At 31.8% G+C, this 22,180-nt stretch carries 15 protein-coding genes; 3 read left to right on the plus strand and 12 right to left on the minus strand.

What is annotated here, in order from left to right:
- Positions 1–211: 211 nt before the first annotated feature.
- The 8 genes from BUE10_RS05195 to BUE10_RS05235 all read right to left on the minus strand — a co-directional run bounded on the left by BUE10_RS05195 (position 212) and on the right by BUE10_RS05235 (position 15,817).
- Entirely contained in the window at positions 212–2,947 is a 2,736-nt protein-coding gene (locus BUE10_RS05195; RefSeq protein ID WP_073482890.1) for a M16 family metallopeptidase, read from the minus strand.
- A gap of 216 nt (positions 2,948–3,163) precedes the next feature.
- Positions 3,164–4,780, minus strand: coding sequence for an asparagine synthase B (asnB, locus tag BUE10_RS05200; protein WP_073482892.1), 1,617 nt, complete (start codon positions 4,778–4,780; stop codon positions 3,164–3,166).
- 311 nt (positions 4,781–5,091) lie between these two features.
- Positions 5,092–6,768 (minus strand): asparagine synthase B, encoded by a 1,677-nt coding sequence (gene asnB / locus BUE10_RS05205; protein ID WP_073482893.1) that lies wholly within the window; start codon positions 6,766–6,768, stop codon positions 5,092–5,094.
- A gap of 481 nt (positions 6,769–7,249) precedes the next feature.
- On the minus strand, positions 7,250–8,821 hold the full coding sequence (locus tag BUE10_RS05210; protein WP_073482895.1) for a hypothetical protein: 1,572 nt from the start codon (positions 8,819–8,821) through the stop codon (positions 7,250–7,252).
- Positions 8,822–9,300: 479 nt separating this feature from the next.
- On the minus strand, positions 9,301–9,750 hold the full coding sequence (locus tag BUE10_RS05215) for a hypothetical protein (RefSeq protein ID WP_073482897.1): 450 nt from the start codon (positions 9,748–9,750) through the stop codon (positions 9,301–9,303).
- A gap of 180 nt (positions 9,751–9,930) precedes the next feature.
- Positions 9,931–11,685 (minus strand): TonB-dependent receptor, encoded by a 1,755-nt coding sequence (locus BUE10_RS05225; RefSeq protein ID WP_073482902.1) that lies wholly within the window; start codon positions 11,683–11,685, stop codon positions 9,931–9,933.
- A gap of 147 nt (positions 11,686–11,832) precedes the next feature.
- On the minus strand, positions 11,833–12,696 hold the full coding sequence (locus BUE10_RS05230; protein WP_073482904.1) for a PhzF family phenazine biosynthesis protein: 864 nt from the start codon (positions 12,694–12,696) through the stop codon (positions 11,833–11,835).
- Between the two features lie 103 nt (positions 12,697–12,799).
- Positions 12,800–15,817 (minus strand): tetratricopeptide repeat protein, encoded by a 3,018-nt coding sequence (locus tag BUE10_RS05235; RefSeq protein ID WP_073482907.1) that lies wholly within the window; start codon positions 15,815–15,817, stop codon positions 12,800–12,802.
- A gap of 359 nt (positions 15,818–16,176) precedes the next feature.
- Here BUE10_RS05235 and BUE10_RS05240 point away from each other — a divergent pair, with 359 nt between their 5' ends.
- A complete protein-coding gene (locus BUE10_RS05240; protein ID WP_056204398.1) occupies positions 16,177–16,860 on the plus strand; it encodes a cell division ATP-binding protein FtsE in 684 nt (227 codons plus the stop codon).
- Positions 16,861–16,863: 3 nt separating this feature from the next.
- On the opposite strand, the gene BUE10_RS05245 is transcribed toward BUE10_RS05240, so the two are convergent.
- Positions 16,864–17,700 (minus strand): class I SAM-dependent methyltransferase, encoded by an 837-nt coding sequence (locus BUE10_RS05245; protein WP_083597955.1) that lies wholly within the window; start codon positions 17,698–17,700, stop codon positions 16,864–16,866.
- A 63-nt stretch (positions 17,701–17,763) separates the two neighbouring features.
- Here BUE10_RS05245 and BUE10_RS05250 point away from each other — a divergent pair, with 63 nt between their 5' ends.
- Complete coding sequence (locus BUE10_RS05250) at positions 17,764–18,651, plus strand: glycosyltransferase family 2 protein (RefSeq protein WP_073482910.1); 888 nt, start codon at positions 17,764–17,766, stop codon at positions 18,649–18,651.
- Here the strand turns inward: BUE10_RS05250 and BUE10_RS05255 are convergent.
- The 3 genes from BUE10_RS05255 to BUE10_RS05265 are packed head-to-tail and all read right to left on the minus strand — an operon-like array spanning position 18,648 to position 21,224.
- Positions 18,648–19,721 carry a glycosyltransferase family 4 protein gene (locus tag BUE10_RS05255; protein WP_073482912.1) on the minus strand — a complete coding sequence of 358 codons (1,074 nt, stop codon included), beginning with the start codon at positions 19,719–19,721 and terminating at the stop codon, positions 18,648–18,650. The two genes, BUE10_RS05250 and BUE10_RS05255, sit on opposite strands and share 4 nt — an antisense overlap.
- Positions 19,718–20,122, minus strand: a complete 405-nt coding sequence (locus BUE10_RS05260; protein ID WP_073482914.1) for a sugar 3,4-ketoisomerase — start codon at positions 20,120–20,122, stop codon at positions 19,718–19,720. Before BUE10_RS05260 ends, BUE10_RS05255 begins: the two co-directional genes overlap by 4 nt.
- Before the next feature lies 1 nt (position 20,123).
- Positions 20,124–21,224, minus strand: coding sequence for a glycosyltransferase (locus BUE10_RS05265; RefSeq protein ID WP_073482916.1), 1,101 nt, complete (start codon positions 21,222–21,224; stop codon positions 20,124–20,126).
- Between the two features lie 46 nt (positions 21,225–21,270).
- On the opposite strand from BUE10_RS05265, the gene BUE10_RS05270 reads away from it, so the two are divergent.
- Positions 21,271–22,170, plus strand: coding sequence for a glycosyltransferase family 2 protein (locus BUE10_RS05270; protein WP_073482918.1), 900 nt, complete (start codon positions 21,271–21,273; stop codon positions 22,168–22,170).
- Positions 22,171–22,180 lie beyond the last annotated feature (10 nt).

Genomic DNA, 22,180 nt, shown 5'->3' on the forward strand with positions numbered 1-22,180 from the left:
GTTAATTTTAAATTCCAAATTCATAAATTCCAAATTCTAAAAATGGGAATAACATAAAAAAATTTCAAATTTTAAAAATTCCAAATTCCAACGTTAGAACTGAAATAAAAAAACCGAAATACATTTTAAAATGCATTTCGGTTTCAATGATTTAAAAATTCCTTATTCAAAAATTGGAATTTGGAATTTTTTTATTGGAATTTCACCTCAATTATTGTTTCTTATTAAAATCCCCGGCATAAACAGAGGTCATTTTATCTAAAGTCAGGTATTTTTTCAATACTTTATTTACTTCATCTACTTTTAAAGCTTTTACTTTAGTTTCAAGTTGATCATAATCATCAAGAGTTATTCCGTATTGCAAATAAGTATTTACCAGCTCCATTAAAGTATAATCAACCCCTAATCTAGTTTTTCTTTCATTCTGCCAGCTCACTAAATTTGATTTTAACTCTTCGGCTGTAAATCCATCTTTTAATGCTTTTGCAATTTCCTCTTTTGCTGCTGTTTCAACAGCATTCTTTTTTGTAGGGTTTAAAAAAGCATAATAAGTCCAGGCTGCCGCATCATTTGTAATTGGCACATCAATAAAAGAACCCGCGCCATAACTAATACCTTCTTTTTCTCTTAACCTCATCGGGATTCTGGCACTTAAAAAACCACCGTTTCCTAAAATTTCATTTGCCATAACAAATGCCGGATAATCTGGATTTTTTCTATCCATTTTAAAACTGATTCTGCCTAGCGCTACAGCATTTTCTTTATCTGGCGTAATAATATCTTTATCTAATTTTTGTGTTTCAAAATAAGCCGGAGAAGCAAGTTCGTATTTTGATTTAGAATTCCATTTTCCAAATGTACTTTCTAAAATCTCTCCCGTAGTTTTTGCATCTAAATCTCCTACTACACTTCCTATTCCATTATTCCCGCCTAAAACATTGGTGTAGAAATCAACAATTTCAGCTTGTTTTATTTTTTTAAAAGCATCAATTTGCTCCTGAATAGTTGGTGTATAAAAAATACTTCCTTTTGGATATTTAGTTGTTATTCTTGAAATATCTGTAAATGCAACAGCCTGCGGATCATTTAAACTAGACTCCAAATAGGTGTTATATTCGCTGATTGTTTTAGTTAATTCATTTTCCGGAAAAGTCGAATTAGCTAATAAATCTGCTAAAATTCCCATTACTTCTTTAAAGTGCTCTTTATACGTATTAACACTAACGGATAATGTTTGTCTCGAAAAATTAAAATTAATTGATGATTTCAATTGATCTAATTTATCCTGAATTTGCTCTTTGGTCTGGGTTTTAGTCCCTGTTTTTAATAATTGAGCCAGAATTCCGGCAATATCACTTTTACCTGTTAAATCTTTTTCATTACTAACCGGAAACTTGAAACTTGCCTGAACTTTCCCACCTTTTATTTCTTTTTTGATTAAACCGTATTTGATACCATTTGTCAATTTTCCTTCAACAAAATTCTGCTTTAGATTTTTGATTGAGGCTTCAAATGGTGCAGCTTCTTTCTCTAGAGCTTTTCCTTTATAATCTTTAGTAAGTGCTAACAATTGTTCATCAGTGTATTCATTTGGCTTAACCCTTACCTCATCTTTAGAAGGAATAAATACTCCAACTGTTCTATTATTAGCTCTAAAATATTTTTCAGCAACTCTCTGAATATCTTCTTTTGTTAATTTCTCAACAGCATCCCTGTATAAATAACCAAGTCTGTAATCACCTGCACCAATAATTTCGGTTAGGTTAATAGCATACGAAATAGTATTGTTTTTTACCGATTCTATTTGCTTGATAATTTTTGCTTTTGCTCTGCTTACATCCTGATCCGTGTATTTTGTAATGGCTATTTTATCCAGCTCGCTTCTTACAATATCTTTTGTTGCATATACATCTTTATCATTAGGAACTGCAACTCCAAAATAGATAAAACTTGCATCTCTTACCGAAGGCTGCCAAAAATAAATATTGGATACTTTTTGTGTTTCGACTAATGTTTTATATAAATAACCTGATGGATCTGCAGTTAGGATTTCTCCTAAAGCATCAATTGCGGCATAATCTTTATCTGCATAAGATACGGTATGATATAAAGCGCCAACATTTTTACTGTCACCCGCTCTTTTAAGCTCTACATATTTTTCGCCATCCTGCGCAGGTTCTATTGTATACGTTTTATCTAAAACTCTTTTTGGTCTCGGAATTGCCCCAAAATACTGCCCAACATATTGCAATGCTTTTTGTTCATCAAATTTACCTGCAATTATCAAAGTTGAATTATCTGGCTGATAGTATTTTTCATAAAAAACGCGAAGTGTATTTGCTTTTACTCTTTCAATATCTTCTTTACTGCCAATGGTGCTGTTTCCGTAATTGTGCCATAAATAAGCCGAAGATAGAATTCTGTCTTGTAAAACGCCGTCAGGATTATTCTCACCTATTTCAAACTCATTTCTAACTACAGAAAACTCTTTATCCAAATCAGTTTGCAAAATGGTAGAGTTAATCATTCTATCCGCTTCCATTTCGATACTCCATTTTAGGTTTTCATCGCTTGACGGAAAAACTTCATAATAATTTGTTCTGTCAAACCAAGTGGTTCCATTGGCGTTTCCTCCTTTATCTGAAAGCATTTTTTTAATATCCCCTAAATTCTTAGTGCTTTTAAAAAGCATATGCTCTAATAAATGCGCCATTCCTTTTTCTCCATAACCTTCATTTCTGGAACCAACATTGTAAACAATATTGACTACCATATTACTTTGAGAAGCATCTGGAATTAAAAGAACTTTTAATCCATTATTTAAAGAATATTCTTTGACACCTTCGACATTTGTGATATACTTGGGTGCCTCTGTTTTTTGTGCATAAACTGAGCCCAATGAAACTAATGAGCAGCATAAAATTCCACTTAGTAATAAGTTCTTCATAAATTGTTTTTAAGGGTTATTTAATTGTTCGTGGTAATCAAATATAGTATTTTTCTGAAATACGTTTTATTCTTATTAACTTACTTTTAGCAATTTACGGGAAACCACAAAAAAAGCCGAAACTACATTATGAATGTATTTCGGCTTTTTATATTTTAGTTCCAAATTGAAATTCGGAATTTGGAATTTGGATTTTTTTTATTGAAATTTTCTATATTAAACAGCAACTCCAGATTTTACGCTTTCAAAATTTCCTTGTAAGTGGGCTGCATTTGCTCTTCCGCTTGGATCAAGGTTTTCCTGCCATTTCGGAATCCATTTACGAACCGTTTGCGCTGCACTAACCTGTGGATAATATTTGTGAAAAATAGATCTGTAATAATAGGCTTCTTTTGTTGTTGGCGTATTATACGGAAACTCTGCGCTTGCACCGGCCAATTGCTCATCTGTAACCTGAGTAGCACAATATTCGATTAATTCATCAACCCAGTTATATCCCACTCCATCAGAAAATTGTTCTTTTTGTCTCCATAAAACTTCTTTTGGTAAATAAGGATCGTTTGGAGTATCAAAAGCTTTTCTTAAAATATATTTTTCAATTCCTTCATACGTTTTAGGCTGTTTTTCTTCTGTTTTAATTCGAATGGTAACATCTAAAAAATCTGTATCTAAAAAAGGAATTCTGGCTTCTATTCCGTTTGCCATTGTTGTTTTATCAACACGCAGTAAATCGGCTGTAAATAACTTTTGAACTCTTTCTATAGTTTCATCCTGAAATTCTTCTGCCGAAGGCGCATTTCTAAAATACAAATGTCCGCCGAAAATTTCATCGGCACCTTCACCCGAAAGAATCACTTTTACTCCTTTATCAATTATTGCTTTTGATAATAAATACATTGGAACTCCTGAACGAACCGAAATAATATCATAGGTTTCAATATGAGAAATCACTTTTTCTAAAATCGCTACTCCTTCTTCAACTGTAAAATGCACTTCATGATGATCTGTTCCTAAAAACTCAGCTGCTTTTCTTGCTGAAACATTATCTGGAGCATCAGCATCTAATCCGATAGAAAAAGATGGCAATTTTTTACCGCTGTCTTTTAATAATCTAGACGCTATTGCAGAAATTAAAGAGGTATCTAAACCTCCAGACAATACAACTCCTACGGGAACTTCGCTCATTAATCGTTTGCGGGTTGCTTCGATTAATGATTCTCGAATTAAATCTAAATCAAGTGGTTGAGTCGCATTTTTATGATCTTCGTATTCTGGGTGATAATATTTTACAAAACCGCTTTTTGCTGTATAATAATGTCCCGGAGGAAAAGTCGAAAATGATTTACATTGATCTGCAATTGATTTCATTTCTGAAGAAAAATAAATTCTTCCTCTTTCATCTAAACCATAATACAACGGTTTTACACCAATTGGATCTCGTCCTGCAATATATTTATCTCCGTCGATTATTACAAAAGCAAAATCTCCATCTAGTTTATTACAAAAATCATATCCAAATTCTTCGTACAAATGCACAATTACTTCTGAGTCAGAATTTGTTCTAAAAGTATGATCTTTTAAAACGGTATTTTTTAATTCCTGATAATTATAAATTTCCCCGTCGTGAACCATCCAGGCTTTATCTGTTCCCTGAATAGGCTGTTTCCCCGATTTTAAATCGATAATAGAAAGACTTTCATGACAAAGTATACTGCCATTTTCCATAATGTGCAAATCATTTTCATCAGGGCCGCGATGCGACATTCTTTTTGAAAGTTCTTTTACAAGCTGCGGGTCTTTTCCTTTACCAATAACGGCCAATAATCCAGACATACTATTCTATTTTTTATTTTATTCTTCTGTTTCAGACTTAAAGTAAGCCGAACATTAAAAAATCATTAAAATTTTCTGTTGAAAGCAAAACTAAATATTATTTTTTGCTTTCTTACATTTTCAATATTAAAATCTTAGGTATTTAACTTTTTTGGGGAATGCCAAATATAAAAAAAGTAAGTTAAATAATTGCCGAAATATTTTTATAAAGAACTGAAATATAGAATTTAACAATTTTAGACAAGAAAGACGTTCTTAAAATAAGAACGTCTTTCTGCAATATATATACTAATTCTAATAATTAAACGTGTTTATGCTTTAACATAGGCATCGTCGTGAACGCTTGCCACGGCTCTACCAGAAGGATCGTTCATGTTTTTGAATGCTTCATCCCACTCTAAAGCGATTTTTGTGCTGCAAGCTACACTTGCTTCCTGAGGAACGCATAATGCCGCTGCATCGCTTGGGAAATGTTCTGTAAAGATGGAACGATAGTAATATTCTTCTTTTGAAGTTGGAGTTTGTAACGGGAATTTAAATCTCGCATTTGCCAATTGCTCGTCTGAAACTTCTCTGCCTACTACTTCTTTCAAAGTATCAATCCAGCTGTATCCTACTCCATCAGAAAATTGTTCTTTTTGTCTCCATGCCACACTTTCAGGAAGCATATCTTCAAAAGCTTTACGAACAACCCATTTTTCCATTGGGTGTTCTTTGTTGATCATTTTATCTTCTGGGTTGATACGCATTGCAACATCCATAAATTCTTTATCTAAGAAAGGAACACGTCCTTCAATTCCCCAAGCCGCTAAACTTTTGTTTGCACGTAAACAGTCATACATATGAAGTTTACTTAATTTACGAACGTTTTCTTCGTGAAATTCTCTTGCGTTTGGCGCTTTGTGGAAATATAAATATCCTCCAAATAACTCATCTGCACCTTCACCTGAAAGCACCATTTTGATTCCCATTGATTTGATAACTCTTGCCATTAACCACATTGGAGTTGAAGCTCTTACTGTAGTTACATCATAAGTTTCCAAGTTGTAAATTACATCACGAACAGCATCTAAACCTTCCTGAATAGTGAATTTAATTTCATGGTGAATAGTTCCAATATGATCTGCTACTTTTCTTGCTGCTGCTAAATCCGGAGATCCTTCTAAACCAACTGAGAAAGAGTGTAATTGCGGATACCATGCATCTGTAGTATCATCTGATTCAATACGTTTTTGTGCAAATTTTTTGGCTACAGCCGAAGTAATAGACGAATCTAAACCTCCAGAAAGTAAAACTCCGTAAGGAACGTCACTCATTAATTGTCTGTGAACCGCTGCTTCAAGCGCTTTTTTGATTTCTGGAATACTTGTTTCGTTGTCTTTAACTGCATCATAATCAACCCAGTCTCTTTTGTACCATTGTACAAATTCTCCATCTTTGCTTGATAAATAATGTCCAGGAGGAAATAATTCAATTTTTGTGCAATATCCTTCTAAAGCTTTTAATTCAGATGCTACGTAGAAAGTTCCGTGTTGATCCCAACCAATGTATAATGGAATAATTCCCATGTGGTCACGAGCAACAAAATACTCATCTTTATCAACATCATAAATTGCAAAACCAAAAATTCCGTTTAATTCATCAACAAAACTTACTCCTTTTTCTCTGTATAATGCTAAAATAACTTCGCAGTCACTTTCTGTTTGAAAGTTATATTTTCCTTCGAATTGTTTACGTAATTCTCTGTGGTTATAGATTTCACCATTTGCAGCCAAAACCAATTTTTTATCTTCTGTAAATAAAGGTTGTTTTCCTGAAGCTGGATCTACAATTGCCAAACGCTCATGAGAAAGAATTGCTTTATCATTACTGTAAATTCCGCTCCAGTCTGGTCCGCGGTGACGAATGATTTTAGACATTTCTAATACTTGAGGTCTTAACGCTTCGGCTTTTTGCTTTAGATCAAAGGCACATACAATTCCACACATAATTTTATATTTTTAAACTTTTAATTTTATTTTGATAAGGCAAAGATGCGGTATTGGTTATAATTGAAAAACATAAATATTAATTTTAATTACAATTTAAAACCATAATTTAGTTTTTACATATAAAATGTAAAATTTTAGCATCAAAAAATACCTGAAACTTATAAATTTCAATTTTGAAGGTAAAACGCGAGTAAAATCGAAGGTTTTGGAGAAATCTTTGAATTAAATTTTGAGATATTTAAGAATCGTTAAAAATATTTCAAACCAAAGACAAATTCTCGAGTGGAAATGTGTTTTTCACAATATTGTCATTTCGAGGAACGAGAAATCTTCGTAAGTAACTCCGAAATATATATCGCCAATCTTTGTCGAGTTTCTAGTGCGATTCCTCGTTCCTCGGAATGACATACTTTGCGGACTTAACTTTGTCAAAGTTTAAAACTTTGACAAAGTTACCTCTAGGCATTATTGTTTTAAATTAATCTTCAAAACTAATTTTGGAAGAAATATAATTAGGCATTTTAGCTACTGCCAGTTGCAATTTAGATTGATTTAGCTTTTTTGCATTCTCATCTTTCAAATTATAATTATAATTTTCAAATAGATAATACATCAAAATTCTATTATAATCGTCCAACTCATTATCTGTAATCATATCCAACAAACTTGTCTCAATTAATTGAGGATTTGCAGTTTCAGAAAGCGCTCGCCCCACTCTATTAATACTAGAGTAATAATGATTTTTAGATGGATTTTCAATGCGAAGCGATATTCCTAAAATCAAGTCCAGAACATTTATATCTAAAACTTCTATCTCTTTAATATAGGTACTTCTCGCACCCTGAGCATAACTTCCATCACTTACTCTATCAAAACGATCATTCATAATATTAAGATGAGATCGAAGAAAAATTTCCCATTTTATAGTTTCTGCAGAAAGCATTGCAATATTCAACGCATGAACTCTCGGACTGCTATCCATACTACATCCGCCTATAACGCGTCTGTTTCTTTTCAATTCCAGTTCTTCATTTTTACTTATATAACGACCTACATACTCTTCAAATTCGTCGTCAGAAGATTTTGTGACTTTTGATTCTTCTAATGCTTCTTTAAGAAGTAAATCAAAATTTTTATCTGCTTTTCTTAAAGAATCTAATCGTGTAAACTTTAAAGATTCCCAGTTTTCTATATTTTTCAGAAAAACATCATATTCCTTTTCTATAAGTTCCTTTTTAAGAATATCTTCTTTATTTTTTTTCTTTGATTTTTCATCAAAAGCCATTTCATCAAGACCATATAGAACAGAAATTTTCTCCTCACTAAAACTTGGTTTTTTCAAAGCTTGATCAATATAGTCTTGAAACTTTTTTGCTTTTGTTGGTAAAGTATCCAAATAGCGAACGCCAGAATCTTTTGCATTATCATGAAACACTTGTGCTGTTGTATCGACCAAACAATCTGAATATTGAATTAATCTCGCATATTTATCTGAAATAGGTTTTGATTTAAATTCTTCAGTGAAATAAAAAGCTTTAACTGATTCTTTTGAATAACTGGTTTTTTCTTCAAATACAAAAAGCCATTTTCCTTTGAAATTATTTTTATAAGAATCAACATTCTTTTTACTTTCAGTAATTGATTCTTCGTCATTTCGTTTTCCTAATGGCAAGCTTGAAAATTGAACTTTTTCCTCTTTCTTATAATTAGCATACGAGGATTTTATAATAATTAAATCTTCCTTAAAATCAGCTTTTGGATATTTTGCTTTTAATTCTGAATATGAGATGCCTTTTTCCAGATCTTTTTTAGCTTTTACGGCATCTGATTTTTCTAATTCTACATAATTGGCTTTGGCCTGACCAAAAGCAAAAAACGTTTTATTGAATTCGCATACTTTAAACTTCAAGTTCAATGAATCAACAATATGTTTGAGTTTATTCACAGAATTTTCAGAATAAATCAAACCATTATCATAAACCTTAAATTCAGTATTTTGAGCAGTTAAATTCATGCTCATCAAAATCATAAAAGCAAAAAGTTTTCTCATAATTTTAGTTTTAAATTAATTATTCAATACTATCAATCCGTTGATTATTTTAACATTAAAACGAAAATTCAATCTAGTAATTGTTTTAAAAAATAAATTATTTTACACATTATTAACATAATTATCCCTACTCAATTATTTAGGCTAACTAACTTCTTCTATCGTAAAATGCGTCTTATTTATTTCAAACTGAAACCCAGCCTTATTTCCCATTAAATGATTTTCCAAAGGTGATTGTGGAAAAAGCGCAATAACATTAATTCCGTCTATTGCGATCTTTGGAAGTTCAACTTTGACAAAGTTATTATTTGTATTTAGTCCCTACGGGACAATTTTATTGGGTTACTTATATTTCTACCGATATTTAGCTCCTAAAGGAGCACAACTCATAAGTTTATCTCGTAGAGATTAAATATCGGTAGAAAAAAAATACACGCAAGATAAAATTGTCCCGTAGGGACTAAACCTAAAAAAATAAATCACAAAACACTTTCGATAGTATAATGTGTCTTATTAATCTCAAACTGAAACCCAGCCTTATTTCCCATTAAATGATTTCCCAAAGGCGACTGCGGAGAAAGCGCAATAACATTAATTCCGTCTATTGCTATCTTTGGAAGCGCAACACTTACGTATAAATAGATTCCATTTGCTTTTACCAAACTGCCGGAAATAATATTTTCAGTGTTTTTAGAAGAATCAATTTTATCTAAAACTGCTTTTTGAGCAATAGCTTCTTTTAGTTTATGGGTTAGTTTTTCCTGTTCGATATGCATCATCGACAAAGCGGTTTCGTGCTTATCGCCCGCCGAACCTTTGGCATCGTTTTTAGAATCTTCTGTCAATCCCAAAATCATGTCTTTAAAAACATCAATTCGGTCTTGAACCATTTGTAAGTAATGAGAATGTATTTTTTGTTTGAAAGTCATTTTTTTAAAGGTACTGAGGTTCTGAGGTACAAAGGTGCAAAGGTTTTTCTGCTGTCGCAAAAAAATAGCCACGAATTCACGAATTTACTCCAAAAAATTCACGAACTCATGGCTAAAAAAAAGGCACTTTTTATACTTTATATACTCTTTTGTCCCTTAATGTCTTTGCGTTAAAATCTCTTAAAAATCAAATTTATAATTTCCTCCTACTAAAACCTGGAATCCCTGAACAGGATAATTCAGCCATCTTTCGTAAGCTTGGTTTCCGATATTATTTAATTTTAAGAAGAAAGTTAAACGCTCATTATATTTATATCCTAAATGCGCATTGGCATCAAAATAACTTTTTAAAGTCGTAATTACAGGATCTGTTCCAAAAGTTAGATTGGTCTGCATGTCTTTACGTTCTCCAACATAAAACACATTTAAACCTGCATACCATTGTTCTGTAATATTTACATCAAGATTCGAACTCAATTTCATTGAAGGTAAATTCCACGCTTCAACTCCATCTGTTTTGTAACTATTGAAAGTTCCGTTAATTCCAAAAGAAACATTCTTAGAAAAATCAGCTTTTAATTCTCCGTAGAAACGGAAAGTTCTGATATCGTCATAAACTACACTAAATGAATTTCCGAAACCATAATTTTGGTTCGAGAAATCTTCTGTATAATCGTTGCTTTTAAACAACGCTTTATCTTTTTCATTCAAATAAGAACCAGTTACGTTATAGCTCACATTATTAGCCAGTTTTCCTTTTAAACCTGCAAAAACTGTATATTGATTACTAGTTGGTCTCATATTTAAAGTTGGAGACAAAAACGGATTTTCGGTTACAAAATCGGCATATGAATTTTGGTTTAAACTCCCGTTAACTCCGGTATAGAAAATCATTAAATCACCAACCAATTTGTATGAAGCATTTACTTTTGGATAGATATAAAATTTGTTTCCGCTGTTTTCAGAGTCCAAAGCATAAAATAAACCAGCACCTAATTCTAATGTCCAGTCGTTTTCATTAACCACAAAACTCGGTTCAATTCCGAAGTTTGTCAAACTGTATTTTAAAGGCTCAACATTATCCCAAGCATAATTATGTTCAAAAGAACCGCTTACATGATCTACAATAACATTAGTATTAATTGCCTGATCCATTACATCTACTTTAAAAGTCGGTTTTAGATAAAAACGATTTTCTGAAGAAGAAAAACTATCCGAAAAGTTCGTAAATCTTGTTGAAATTTTACTGAAAATACCTTCTGTAAATTCAGCATTCCCGCCTACAGAAATCGTGTTATAAGAATGATTCGGATTAATTCCTCTAATCAAATCTTCCTGAGTTCCCGGCGGCAGCGTCATTCCGAAATCAGCCGGTAAACCATACCAATTATATACTTGATTTTGATAACCTAAATCAACACCCCAAGACACATCACGATCTTTTACACCGTAACCAATATTCAAACCGGTATCGTAAAATTCATCATTAAGATTTACATCTTTAATTCCGCCTTGAGAAGAATGATGACGCAGCATTCCGGCTAAATAATCGTTGTTTCCTAAATCCTGTGTTACGAATAATTCAGCGTTTAAAGTTCCGTAATTTCCAACTCCAACCGTTGCATAATTATTAAACAATCTTTCTTTTTTAGATTTATCCACAGCTTGTGCATTTCCTTTTGACGGCGTAAAAGTCGAAGCCACCGGAACAGACAAAATACTATATTTAATAGTTTCTTTTGGCTGATTTCCCGCATCGTCCAGCGAAGGCGTTTCTTTCACTTTAAAAGCGTCGGATATTGTTGGCGAATAAGGTTTTACTACGTTTACCGTTTCAGTTCCAATGCTTTCATTCTTCTTAACTTGCGAAAACGAAAGCTGGCAGACCAATAACACTAGTAAAACGATGATTTTATTTCGGCACTTAATTTTCATATTTATTTCTTTTAAGAGTATAGAGAAAAGAGTATAGAAAATAGACTTACACTATTTCTTAATTCTTAAGCTCAATCTCTTTGTTCAGTTTCTATATTCTAAAATCTATATTCTTTGTTCTTTATTCTATTTTCTCTTCTCTAAAAATCAAGCTTCCCACTCTCCTTTAGCTACAAACTGAGCTTTTCCTCCAATATTAATATCAAACTGATTCTCGGTTAATTTCCCTTTGAAAAAAATCTGAGACGGACGTCCGATATAATCTCCCTGATAATTAGTTAATTCAAATTCCGGTTTATGGTATTTTAGCAGAAAAGCTTCAAGACACGTACTTGCACTTCCTGTTGCGGCATCTTCTACCAATTGATTGTGTTCAATGCATAACATTCTGCTAAACAATTTTGAACCTTCCAAATAATAAAAATACAAGCCTCTGTGATCTGTTTTACAATGATTTTTCATCCATTGATCTGCTTTATCTTTATCTAAAACCAGATTTTCCAACGCTCTTTTACTGCTTAATCCAACCATTACAAACGCGCTTCCGGTTGTCACTTCCTGAATTGGGAATTGATTTTCAAAATCTTCTTTTTTCAGATTACTGAATAATGTAAAATCTTCTTTAGAGAAAATATCCCAAAATTTTGGCTGTGCTGCTTTTAGCCAGATCAAATCTTCAGATTGCTGAATTTGAATGGGTCCAATCGGAACATTCAATGTTATACTTTCAGGCGAATTATCAAATATTTTATTGATCAAAACCCATGAAGTTCCAATTATTGGATGTCCTGCAAACTGCATTTCATGAGCTGGCGTAAATATTCTTATTTCTGCTTTATTGTTTTCTCTGTCCAGCTTGGTTATAAATGTACTTTCAGCGAAATTAATCTCGCGCGCCATTTGCTGCATTTCTTCTGAACTTAAATTCTCAGCTTCTAAAAAAACCGTCAATTGATTTCCGGCATATTTTTTATCAGCAAAAACATCAACTATATAAAAAGGTAAACTCATTGTTCTTATTTTTTTTAGAGAATAGAGAAAAGAATAAAGAAAATAGACTTCAAATCTTTGCTTTCAATCTATTTTCTATCCTCTATATTCTATACTCTTTTTTTTATTTATTAATCGACGAATTTGTTTTTGATTCTTCCGCCTTAATCGCACTTAATTCTTTTTTCGCTTCTTCAACAACATCCGGATAATCTGTAAAATTGTTGATTACGTTATCCAGAATATAAGTTGCCTGATAGCTGTCTTTTAATCCGTAGAAGTTTTTTGCCATTAAAACCAAACCTTTTGCTCCATAATATTTGTATGCAGAATAGCTTTTTGCCAGTTTTTGAACTGCAGCATTCGACACATCAAATTTTCCTTCTTTGGTTTTAAAATATGCATCATAATACAATGCCTCTGCTGCTAATTCTCCTTTTGAAGTTGTAGACAATTTTGCATACGCTGCTTTTGCTTTATCTTCATTTCCTGTTTGAATTGCCGCTCGCGCTACAATAATTTGTGCATCGGCTTTTACGTTGGCATCGGCTTTTGGATTCGCTAAAACTTTATCTGCAGCAATAACCGAATTATCATAATCTTTTTTGTCATAATAACATTTCATCAAATTAGCTTGAGCAAAGTTTTTGTTTTGCGGATAATCGGCTTCGCTTTCTAAACGAACTAAAACCGGAATCGCTTTATCACAATCTTTCGCTTTTAAATAAATTTGAGCCAATCTGTTTAACGCTTGTTCTGTAAATTCATTTCTTGGCTGGTCGATTACATATTGATAATTCTGAGTCGATTTTGTTTCAGATCCTTCAGCATAATATAATTGTGCTAAATTGAAATTAGCTTCTAAAGCGTGTAATCCCACAGGAAATTTGCTCACATAACCTGCAAAACCTGTAATCGCCGCTTTGCTGTTATTTTGACTGTATTGTTTGTTGGCCGCATCGTAAGTATCGTTATCCAATTCAGCATCTGTAACCGAAACGAAATCTAAAGTTCGAACCCAGGCTGCATATTCATCCACTTTTCCTGAATCAACATAAATTAATCTTGCTGTCGAAACGGCTTCAAGTGCTTCTGGCGTTTTTGGAAATTCAGCGGCTACTTTTTTGAATTTTGCCAGCGCTTGTTCATCACGATCTGAATTGTAATAAATCAAACCTTGTTTCAAAATAGATTTTGAAGTAAAAGATCCGTTTTTGTATTCAGAAATCAACTGATCGTATGTTTTAATCGCTAAATCATTCTTTTTATCCGCCACATACGTATTTCCTAATTCGAATAAAGCATCATCGCGATATTCTGATTTTTTATACATTTTTAGGAAGTTATTCAGCTCGTTGATTTTTTGATCATTTTTCGACATAAAACCATACGAAAGTGCTTTTTGAAACTGAGCATAATCCGCATCAACGCTTTTTGCGTCCATTGCTTTTCCGTAAGCTTCGTTTGCCTGTGCGTATTTAGAATTTACAAAACGCGAATCTCCTAAACGCAAATATGAATCATTTAAACGTACTTTATCAGAAGGAGAATTATCGATCTGCGCCTGAAACGAGTTCGCCGCCTGATCGTATTCTTTCAATTTAAAATAGGTATAACCAATATTATAATTGATGTTTTTATATTCTTCTGTAGATTTAGCTGCAGCAAGTCCGGCAAATTGTTTGTACGTTAATAATGCATTCTGAAAATCATCTGAAACATATTCTGTTTCTGCTTTCCAGAAAGTGGCACGCGCTGTAAACTCAGGAGTTTTTTGCTCGCTTATGGCACTTTTAAACATTTTTCCGGCTTCTGTATAATTCGATTCATTGAACAATTCAACTCCTCTGTAAAAAAGTACTTTTTGGTATGCCGCTTTATTTTCGGCATTTCTGTTTTTTTCTAATAAAGCCAAAGCTTCTTTGTAGTTTTTAGTCGAAATATAAGAGTCAACCAAAAGTTTTTCTACTTCTGCCCTGCTTGAATTGTTTGGATATTTTTTTAAGAAATCAAGTAAAATTCCCGGAACAGTTTGGTAAGCGTTTCCAATATCATAACTTACTTTTGCATAATTTAACGCCGCATCTTCCTGAATTTGCGCATTGAAATCCATTTCTGAAGCATTCTTGAATGCGTTCAAAGCTTCTTGTTTTTTACCTGTATTTAAATAACTTAAACCTAAATGATAATAAGCATTTTGAGCTACGAAATCTTTTCCTTCAATAATTTTATTGAATTGAGAAATGGCTTTTTCGTAATTTTTCTGCTCGTAATACGCATAACCTAGTTGGTAGAAATCAGTATTATTCCATTTTCCTTTTTTACCAGCGTATTGCTCTAAATATGGAATCGCTTTTTCGTATTGTTTTAAGTTGAAATAACTTTCTCCAATAATTTTATTCAGTTCAGATTTTTCCATTTCATTTGATTTCGCCATTGCTTTTTGACCCAAATCAATTGCTTTTTGAAAATTTCCAAGTTTAAAATTCATATCGGCCTGATAATACGAAAGCTTTTCTTTGTATTTTTCTTCGCCGGAAACCTCATCAAAATATTTTGTTGCTTCTTTATAATCGTCGCCTTCATAGGCCATAAATCCTAAATAATATTTGGCTTGAGAACCAAATTCTGGAGAGTTTACAACTTTATTAAAATAAGTTGTTGCTTCTTTTTTCTTTTTAGCAGTAAAATAGCTGTATCCTTTTTGGAAATTAAATTTATCCGATTCTGATTTACCCATGTAACCTTCGTCCACTTTGTCAAACCATTGCAAAGCTTTTGGGTAATTTCCCTGTTCGAAAAAATACTCTGCCACTTCAATATAAGCCTGATTTTGTTTGGTGCTTGTTGGATAATCTTCTACAAATTTTTCCATCAAAGCATCGGCATTGGGCTGATTGGTTCTAATGGCGCAGTTGGCGATATAATAAGCGCAGTCTGATTTTACTTCTTCTGTTTGTGCCGTATTATTTTTTACATACTCAAAAATATGTTGTGCCGAAGCGTATTGTTTATCGTTATATAAAGCCTGTGCTTTGTCAAAATCCTTTAAATCGTAAGTATAAATAGCTGATTTTTGTGCCGAAACTATGGTCGAAGTAAGGATAATTTGGAATAAAAAGAACCAGGAAAGTCTACGCATTTTAGTTATATTTAGTATTCAAATTTATCATTTTATACCGTTTATAACGAAACGTTTCTTGAATTTATTATGAATAATTGTTTTAATCGCAATTATTAAACAGCATATTAAACGCCAAAAGATTGGTTCTCAAACTTTCCACAAATATTTTCTATTTTACAATTAAAATAATAATCTTGTTATGTTCGCCACAGATTTCACAGATTCTCACAGATTAAAAATTAGCTTTCGCAAAAGGAATAAATCATTATAATCCTTTAATCTGTGGCTATTTTTTGAAATTTCTCACAGAAATGATTGAAATTTATTTTGAATACAAACGTTATCTTATTACTTTTACCATTCAAATCAATTTTATTATGTCAGAAACCGTACTATCTCTTAAAGAAGTCACTATATACCAAGAAGGAAGAAAAATTTTATCTCATATTAACTTAGATGTTCAGCATGGTGAATTCATCTACATCATTGGTAAAACAGGTTCCGGAAAAAGCAGCTTTTTAAAAACTTTGTACGCCGATTTACCTTTAACTGAAGGTGAAGCTCATATTGTTGACTTTGATTTGGCAACTTTAAAAGAAAAAGATATTCCGTATTTAAGACGTAAAATTGGTATTGTTTTCCAAGATTTTAAACTACTTCCAGACCGTTCTGTTCAGGACAATATGCTTTTTGTTCTTAAAGCAACTGGTTGGGTTGAAAAAGAAGCGATGGAATACAAAATCGACGAAGTTCTGGATAAAGTTGGAATGAAAGATTTCCTTAACAAAATGCCTCATCAGCTTTCTGGCGGTGAACAGCAGCGTGTTGCAATTGCAAGAGCTTTACTTAACGATCCTGAATTTATCCTTGCCGATGAACCTACAGGAAACCTTGATCCGCAGACAAGTTCTGAGGTTTTAGAAGTATTAAAAAACATCAATGCACTTGGTAAAACTGTTATCATGGCAACTCATGATTATGCTTTATTGATGAAATTCCCTTCTAAAACATTAAAGTGTGAAGATGAAAGAATCTTCGAAGTGGTTCAAAGAAGCGTATAAATCTTAAACTTTTTTTAGAATTAAAATATCCTGATAATCAAACAAGGCATCAACTGCTCTGTTTGACCAGGTTCCGTATATCTTATTTTCTAATTTTAATTGACTTATTTGAATCATTTCAAAAAGTAATTCTTCTTTAAAAGCAATATTTGCCGAAGGAACTTTTTCATTCATTAATCTGTAATTTTCTTTTTGGTAAGGAAAACAGAATCCTTTATTTTCTTTTGAAATGTATTCTTCATTTTGATCGTCGTAAAGAAAGAAAGTCGAAAGACATTTTCCATCAGGTTTTAAAACTCTGTAAATTTCATTTAAATAGTTTTGAACTTCCTTTGGCTGCATATGGGTAAAAACCGAGAACAGAAAAACGGTATCAAAAGAATTATCTTCATAAGGAAATTTAAAATTCTCTGCTTTTTGATTCGTCAAATTGTATAAATCATTGTTGAGAGAAATGTGCTGAAAATTAAAATTAGAGAAATCTTTGCTGATATTTTTTCTACACCAGTCAATTCCTTTTTTCACCACATCAAAACCTTCGTATTTTCCTTTTGTTGACAAATACTGCGTTAAGGGTACGGCAGCGCGGCCAATTCCGCAGCCAACATCTAATACAGAGTGATCAGGCAGCAGTGATGTGTATTCTTTTAAAAGTTCTAAATGATGTTTTCCCTGAGACAAGAAATCGCCGGAACCAATAAAAATATCTCCTTTTTTAGGCTCATATTTGTTTTTCTTTCTGTTTAAAGAATTCCAAAAATCAGCAGGAAAATAATAAATCTTACGAACCAGAAATCTTGACTTTGGAGAAATAGCATAATAAAGAGACCTTAAATTCATTTTTGATTTATTATTTTAATAAAAAACATTTCCTTTACAAATATATTTTAAAAAAGAGAATAAATGCTTTCTATTTTAATTCCGGTTTATAATTACAATGTGTTTTCGCTTGTAGAAGAACTTGCTGAACAATGCCGTTTTATTGGAATTAACTTTGAAATTCTGTGTCAGGATGATGCTTCAAATTCTGTACTGAATAAAGAAAATGAAAAAATAAATGCTCTACAGAATTGTTCTTTTGTTTCTTTAGAAAAAAACATTGGATTAAGTTCTAACAGAAATCTTTTGGCATCAAAAGCACAATACCAAAATCTTCTTTTTATTGATGGCGATTCTATCGTAATCAACCCCAATTACATACAAAATTATTTAGAAAATATACAGGATTCTGATATTGTATATGGCGGCCGAATTCATCCTGAAAACATTTATTCAAACAAACAAAAATTACGCTGGAAATACGGACGTTTGGTTGAAGACAAAACGGTTTCTCAAAGAAATACAGCTTTGTATAAAACCCTGATGTTCAATAATACATTAATTAAAAAGGATTGTTTTAGCAAGATAAAATTTGATTCTAATTTAATTAAATACGGACACGAAGACACGCTTTTTGCTTATCAGGTAAGTCAATCTGATTTTAAGGTCAAACATATCGAAAATGCAATTCAACACGGCGATATTGACGAGAATCTTGTTTATATATCTAAAGTAAAAAACAGTTTAGAAAACCTGCTTATTCTTGATCGTAAAAAACAAATTGATTCTGATTTTTTAAAAATACTGAAGGTATACCATTTACTTAAACGTTTTAAATTACGTTATCCGGCAGGGTTATTCTTCAAGACATTTAACACACTAATTTTAAAACAGCTAAACTCTAAAAATCCTTCTTTGCTACTGCTTAATATTTACAAACTAATGTATTTGTGTAGCATAAAAACAAATTAGAAATTCTCTAATAAAGCTTTCCATTGTTTCATGACAGGTTCAAGCTGATATTCTTTCATTTTTTCTTTTGATGCCGCGCCAAATTTTATTCTCAATTCTTCGTTTTCAATTAAAAAAGAAAGTTTTTCAGCAAACAATTCTAAATCTCCATCTGGGATTAAAAAGCCATTTTCATTATCTGTAATAATCGATCTCGGCCCCGAAGGACAATCATAAGAAATACTGGGCAAACCTAAAGACATTGCTTCTATTAAAACCATTGGAAATGCTTCAAATCGCGAAGTCATAACTAAAATGGAAGATTCAAGGTATTTCTCCTCAATGTTTTTTACAAAACTGAAAACACTTATTGTAGAAGTTAATCCTAAATCAATAACAATACTGTTTAACAAATCAACTTCATCTGTATAAATATCTAAAGTCCAATCCGGATGTATATCAATTACTTTTTCCCAGATTAACAGCATTCTGTCTAAACCTTTTTCATACGAATTTCTTGCAACAGCAATAACCCGTTTGTTTTTTAAAGCCGCAGCATTTTCGGTTTTAATCCAGGAAGGATTCGGAATTATTACTGCATTATTAATAGGCCAGTCTTTTAAATTTTCGGAAGATAAAACGACTACTTTAGTATATTTTTCGGCACCAAAATCTTTGAATTTGTATTTTAATTTTGAAAAGATATTTGATTTTAATGATTGTTCTTCAATAAATTTAGAAGAATGAATCTCCAAAACAATTGGAATTTTCGTTTTAACAATCAATGGTAAAATAAAAGCTTTCAAACCATTATCGGCAACAAGAATTACATCTGGTTTTATTGCTGCAATTTTTTGATTTAAATGCTTTTTATAGGAGTTTAGAAAATGAAAAACATTTCCCTCCAAAATCATATTATGAAAGATAATTTTAGAATTGAAATCGTAAAAAGGTGAATTTTCGTCTTCGTTTTGTGACAGAATATGAACTTCGTAACCAAAGTGTTCAATAAAATAATTGGCTTTAATGGACAAAACCCTTGCTACTCCTCCCGCATTTTTTATGTTGGGAACAATGTAAAGCAGTTTCATTTTTTAGAATTCAAGAAAGTTTCATAATCCCGAATATAATCTGTCTCTTCAAAAATATCTGAAGCCAAAACAAGGCAAACTGCGCCCGAAGAAAAGTTTTCTAACTCTCTCCAAATTCCTTTTGGGAGATACAATCCAACATTGGGTTTGTTGAGTAAATAGCTTTTTTTGTCTTTTCCGTCATTTACCGTTACTTCAAAACTTCCGCTTAAAGCGATCAAAACTTCATGCTGTTCTATATGCGAATGTCCGCCGCGAAAAGCACTGCTTGGAACATCAAAAAGATAATAAACACGCTTGAATTCAAAAGGAAGAACTCCGTTTTGAATAAAAGCCAAATTCCCGCTCAAGTCTTCGACAACCGGAATTTTAAGTAATGAAATATCTTGAATTGTTGTCATATTATGAATGTTCCTCAAGCAAATTTAACCATTGCTGACCAATTTTTTCTAATAAAAATGGTTCAATACTTTTTAATGCATTTTTTTTACAATGCTGATATAAACTTTCATCAACCGTAAATAAATTCATTGCTTCTGTTAGTTTGTCCCAATTTTGATTCTCAACTAAAATACCATTTTCAAAAGGGGTAATGATATCTCTTGGCCCGAAATCACAATCAAAAGATACAACTGGCGTTCCGCAGGCTAAGGCTTCTAAAATCACATTTGAGAAACCTTCATTTTTACTGCATAAAACTAAAAATTTAGCTTTTCGTACATATTTAAACGGATTATTTTGATAACCTAAAAGATGAACAAACTGAGAAACATTATTTTCTAAAATTATTTTTTTGAGTTTTGTTTCGTCGCCATTTCCAATAATTACCAAATGCATTTGTTTTTGAGGCAGATTAGATTTGCTGTAACTTAAAATCAGTTTATCAAATTGTTTGATCTCATTTTCATATTGACCTATTGCTGCTATAAAATCAAATTCCAAATCTATTTTTTCATCTCGTTTTTCCTTAATTTCTTCCAGATTTACCGGATTATGAATTGTAACTACATTTTGCAGTTTATGTGTACTTTCAATCAGCGTTTTCATTTCATCTGTAATTGCCACATTAGCATAACAATGATTGTACATCAATTGTGTCAGCCATGAATTTTTGGGCATATAATGATCGATTAAAAAGCTGTGAACCGTAAAAATAGTTTTGGTATTGTATATAAATCGGGCTAAAATAAGTTCTTGTAATATTTTGGTACGAAAGCGAAAATCTATAATAAAATCAAACTGATTTTGGTTTAAATAATCACTTAAAACCTTTGACCTTTTGACTTTATTAAAAAATCCGTTGCTTTTATTTTTAAGCAATCCTAAGTTTACCAATTTCCCGGAATAGGGAAAACTCACTTCATCTATAACAATAAGTATATCAACTTCAAATCCTTGGTTTTCAAAAAAAACAGACAAATTTGCCATTACTTTATCGCTTCCGCCTCCGCTTAAACGATAACCAATAAGAGCAATTTTCTTTTTTTTGTGAGATGATATCATTCTTGATTTCTTATTTTCGTATCAAATATATAACTCTAAAAACAATATGCAAGATAAATCAATAGTGAGCATTATATGCCTGTGCTATAACCATGAAAAATTTGTTTTGCAGAGTTTATTGTCTGCTCTAAATCAGGATTACCCTTTTATTGAATTGATAATTGTTGATGATTTTAGTACCGATAATTCGAGAGAAGTTATAAAAAAATGGATTGTTGATTATCCAGAAATTCAATTTATCGAAAATGAAAACAATTTAGGAAGCACGAAATCCTTTAATAAAGCCCTAAAACTTGCCAAAGGCGAATATATTATTGATCTCGCATGCGATGATATTTTATTGCCCAACTGTGTTTCATTACAATTAAAAGCTTTCGAAAAAAACAGGTTTGAAAATCTTGGAGTTGTTTACGGAAATGCTGAACTAATTAATGAAAAAGGCGATTCTTATTTTTATTTTTTCCCAGTTGATGAATCCAAAAAAACAATTGAAAAAAGAGAAACAGGAGATATTTATTTGAGTGTAATTTCGGGAGGAAATAGTATTTGCTCCGTTTCATCAATGGTTAAAAAATCAGTTTTTGATGATTTACAGGGTTATGATGAAAATCTGGCTTATGAAGATTTAGATTTATGGATTCGTGCTTCACGTAAATATGATTTTGATTATATCGATGAAATTTTAATCAAAAAACGAATTACAACAACATCTTTAGGAACTCATTTTCATATCAAAAATGATTCAAGGTCCCGAAAAATCAATTATTCAACTTATTTGATTATCAAGAAAGCGATTCAATTAAACAGAACAAAACAAGAGGATAAAGCTATTTTAAAACGAATCCATTTTGAAATGTTTTTGAACTTTAAAACATCCAATTATAAGCTGCTGTCAAAATATATTCTTCTTGAAATAAAACAACGGTTTCGTATTATATTTAAGTGATAAAGCGATG

Source organism: Flavobacterium sp. CF108 (assembly GCF_900129795.1).
GTDB lineage: Bacteria > Bacteroidota > Bacteroidia > Flavobacteriales > Flavobacteriaceae > Flavobacterium.

What these genes read in the sequence shown, in the direction of transcription:
- BUE10_RS05250 (WP_073482910.1), top strand. Translation starts at nt 17,764, where the DNA reads ATGCTTTCTATTTTAATTCCGGTTTATAATTACAATGTGTTTTCGCTT.
- BUE10_RS05245 (WP_083597955.1), bottom strand. Translation starts at nt 17,700, where the DNA reads ATGAATTTAAGGTCTCTTTATTATGCTATTTCTCCAAAGTCAAGATTT.
- BUE10_RS05230 (WP_073482904.1), bottom strand. Translation starts at nt 12,696, where the DNA reads ATGAGTTTACCTTTTTATATAGTTGATGTTTTTGCTGATAAAAAATAT.
- BUE10_RS05255 (WP_073482912.1), bottom strand. Translation starts at nt 19,721, where the DNA reads ATGAAACTGCTTTACATTGTTCCCAACATAAAAAATGCGGGAGGAGTA.
- BUE10_RS05270 (WP_073482918.1), top strand. Translation starts at nt 21,271, where the DNA reads ATGCAAGATAAATCAATAGTGAGCATTATATGCCTGTGCTATAACCAT.
- BUE10_RS05215 (WP_073482897.1), bottom strand. Translation starts at nt 9,750, where the DNA reads ATGACTTTCAAACAAAAAATACATTCTCATTACTTACAAATGGTTCAA.
- asnB (WP_073482893.1), bottom strand. Translation starts at nt 6,768, where the DNA reads ATGTGTGGAATTGTATGTGCCTTTGATCTAAAGCAAAAAGCCGAAGCG.
- BUE10_RS05210 (WP_073482895.1), bottom strand. Translation starts at nt 8,821, where the DNA reads ATGAGAAAACTTTTTGCTTTTATGATTTTGATGAGCATGAATTTAACT.
- BUE10_RS05240 (WP_056204398.1), top strand. Translation starts at nt 16,177, where the DNA reads ATGTCAGAAACCGTACTATCTCTTAAAGAAGTCACTATATACCAAGAA.
- BUE10_RS05225 (WP_073482902.1), bottom strand. Translation starts at nt 11,685, where the DNA reads ATGAAAATTAAGTGCCGAAATAAAATCATCGTTTTACTAGTGTTATTG.
- BUE10_RS05265 (WP_073482916.1), bottom strand. Translation starts at nt 21,224, where the DNA reads ATGATATCATCTCACAAAAAAAAGAAAATTGCTCTTATTGGTTATCGT.
- BUE10_RS05235 (WP_073482907.1), bottom strand. Translation starts at nt 15,817, where the DNA reads ATGCGTAGACTTTCCTGGTTCTTTTTATTCCAAATTATCCTTACTTCG.
- BUE10_RS05195 (WP_073482890.1), bottom strand. Translation starts at nt 2,947, where the DNA reads ATGAAGAACTTATTACTAAGTGGAATTTTATGCTGCTCATTAGTTTCA.
- asnB (WP_073482892.1), bottom strand. Translation starts at nt 4,780, where the DNA reads ATGTCTGGATTATTGGCCGTTATTGGTAAAGGAAAAGACCCGCAGCTT.
- BUE10_RS05260 (WP_073482914.1), bottom strand. Translation starts at nt 20,122, where the DNA reads ATGACAACAATTCAAGATATTTCATTACTTAAAATTCCGGTTGTCGAA.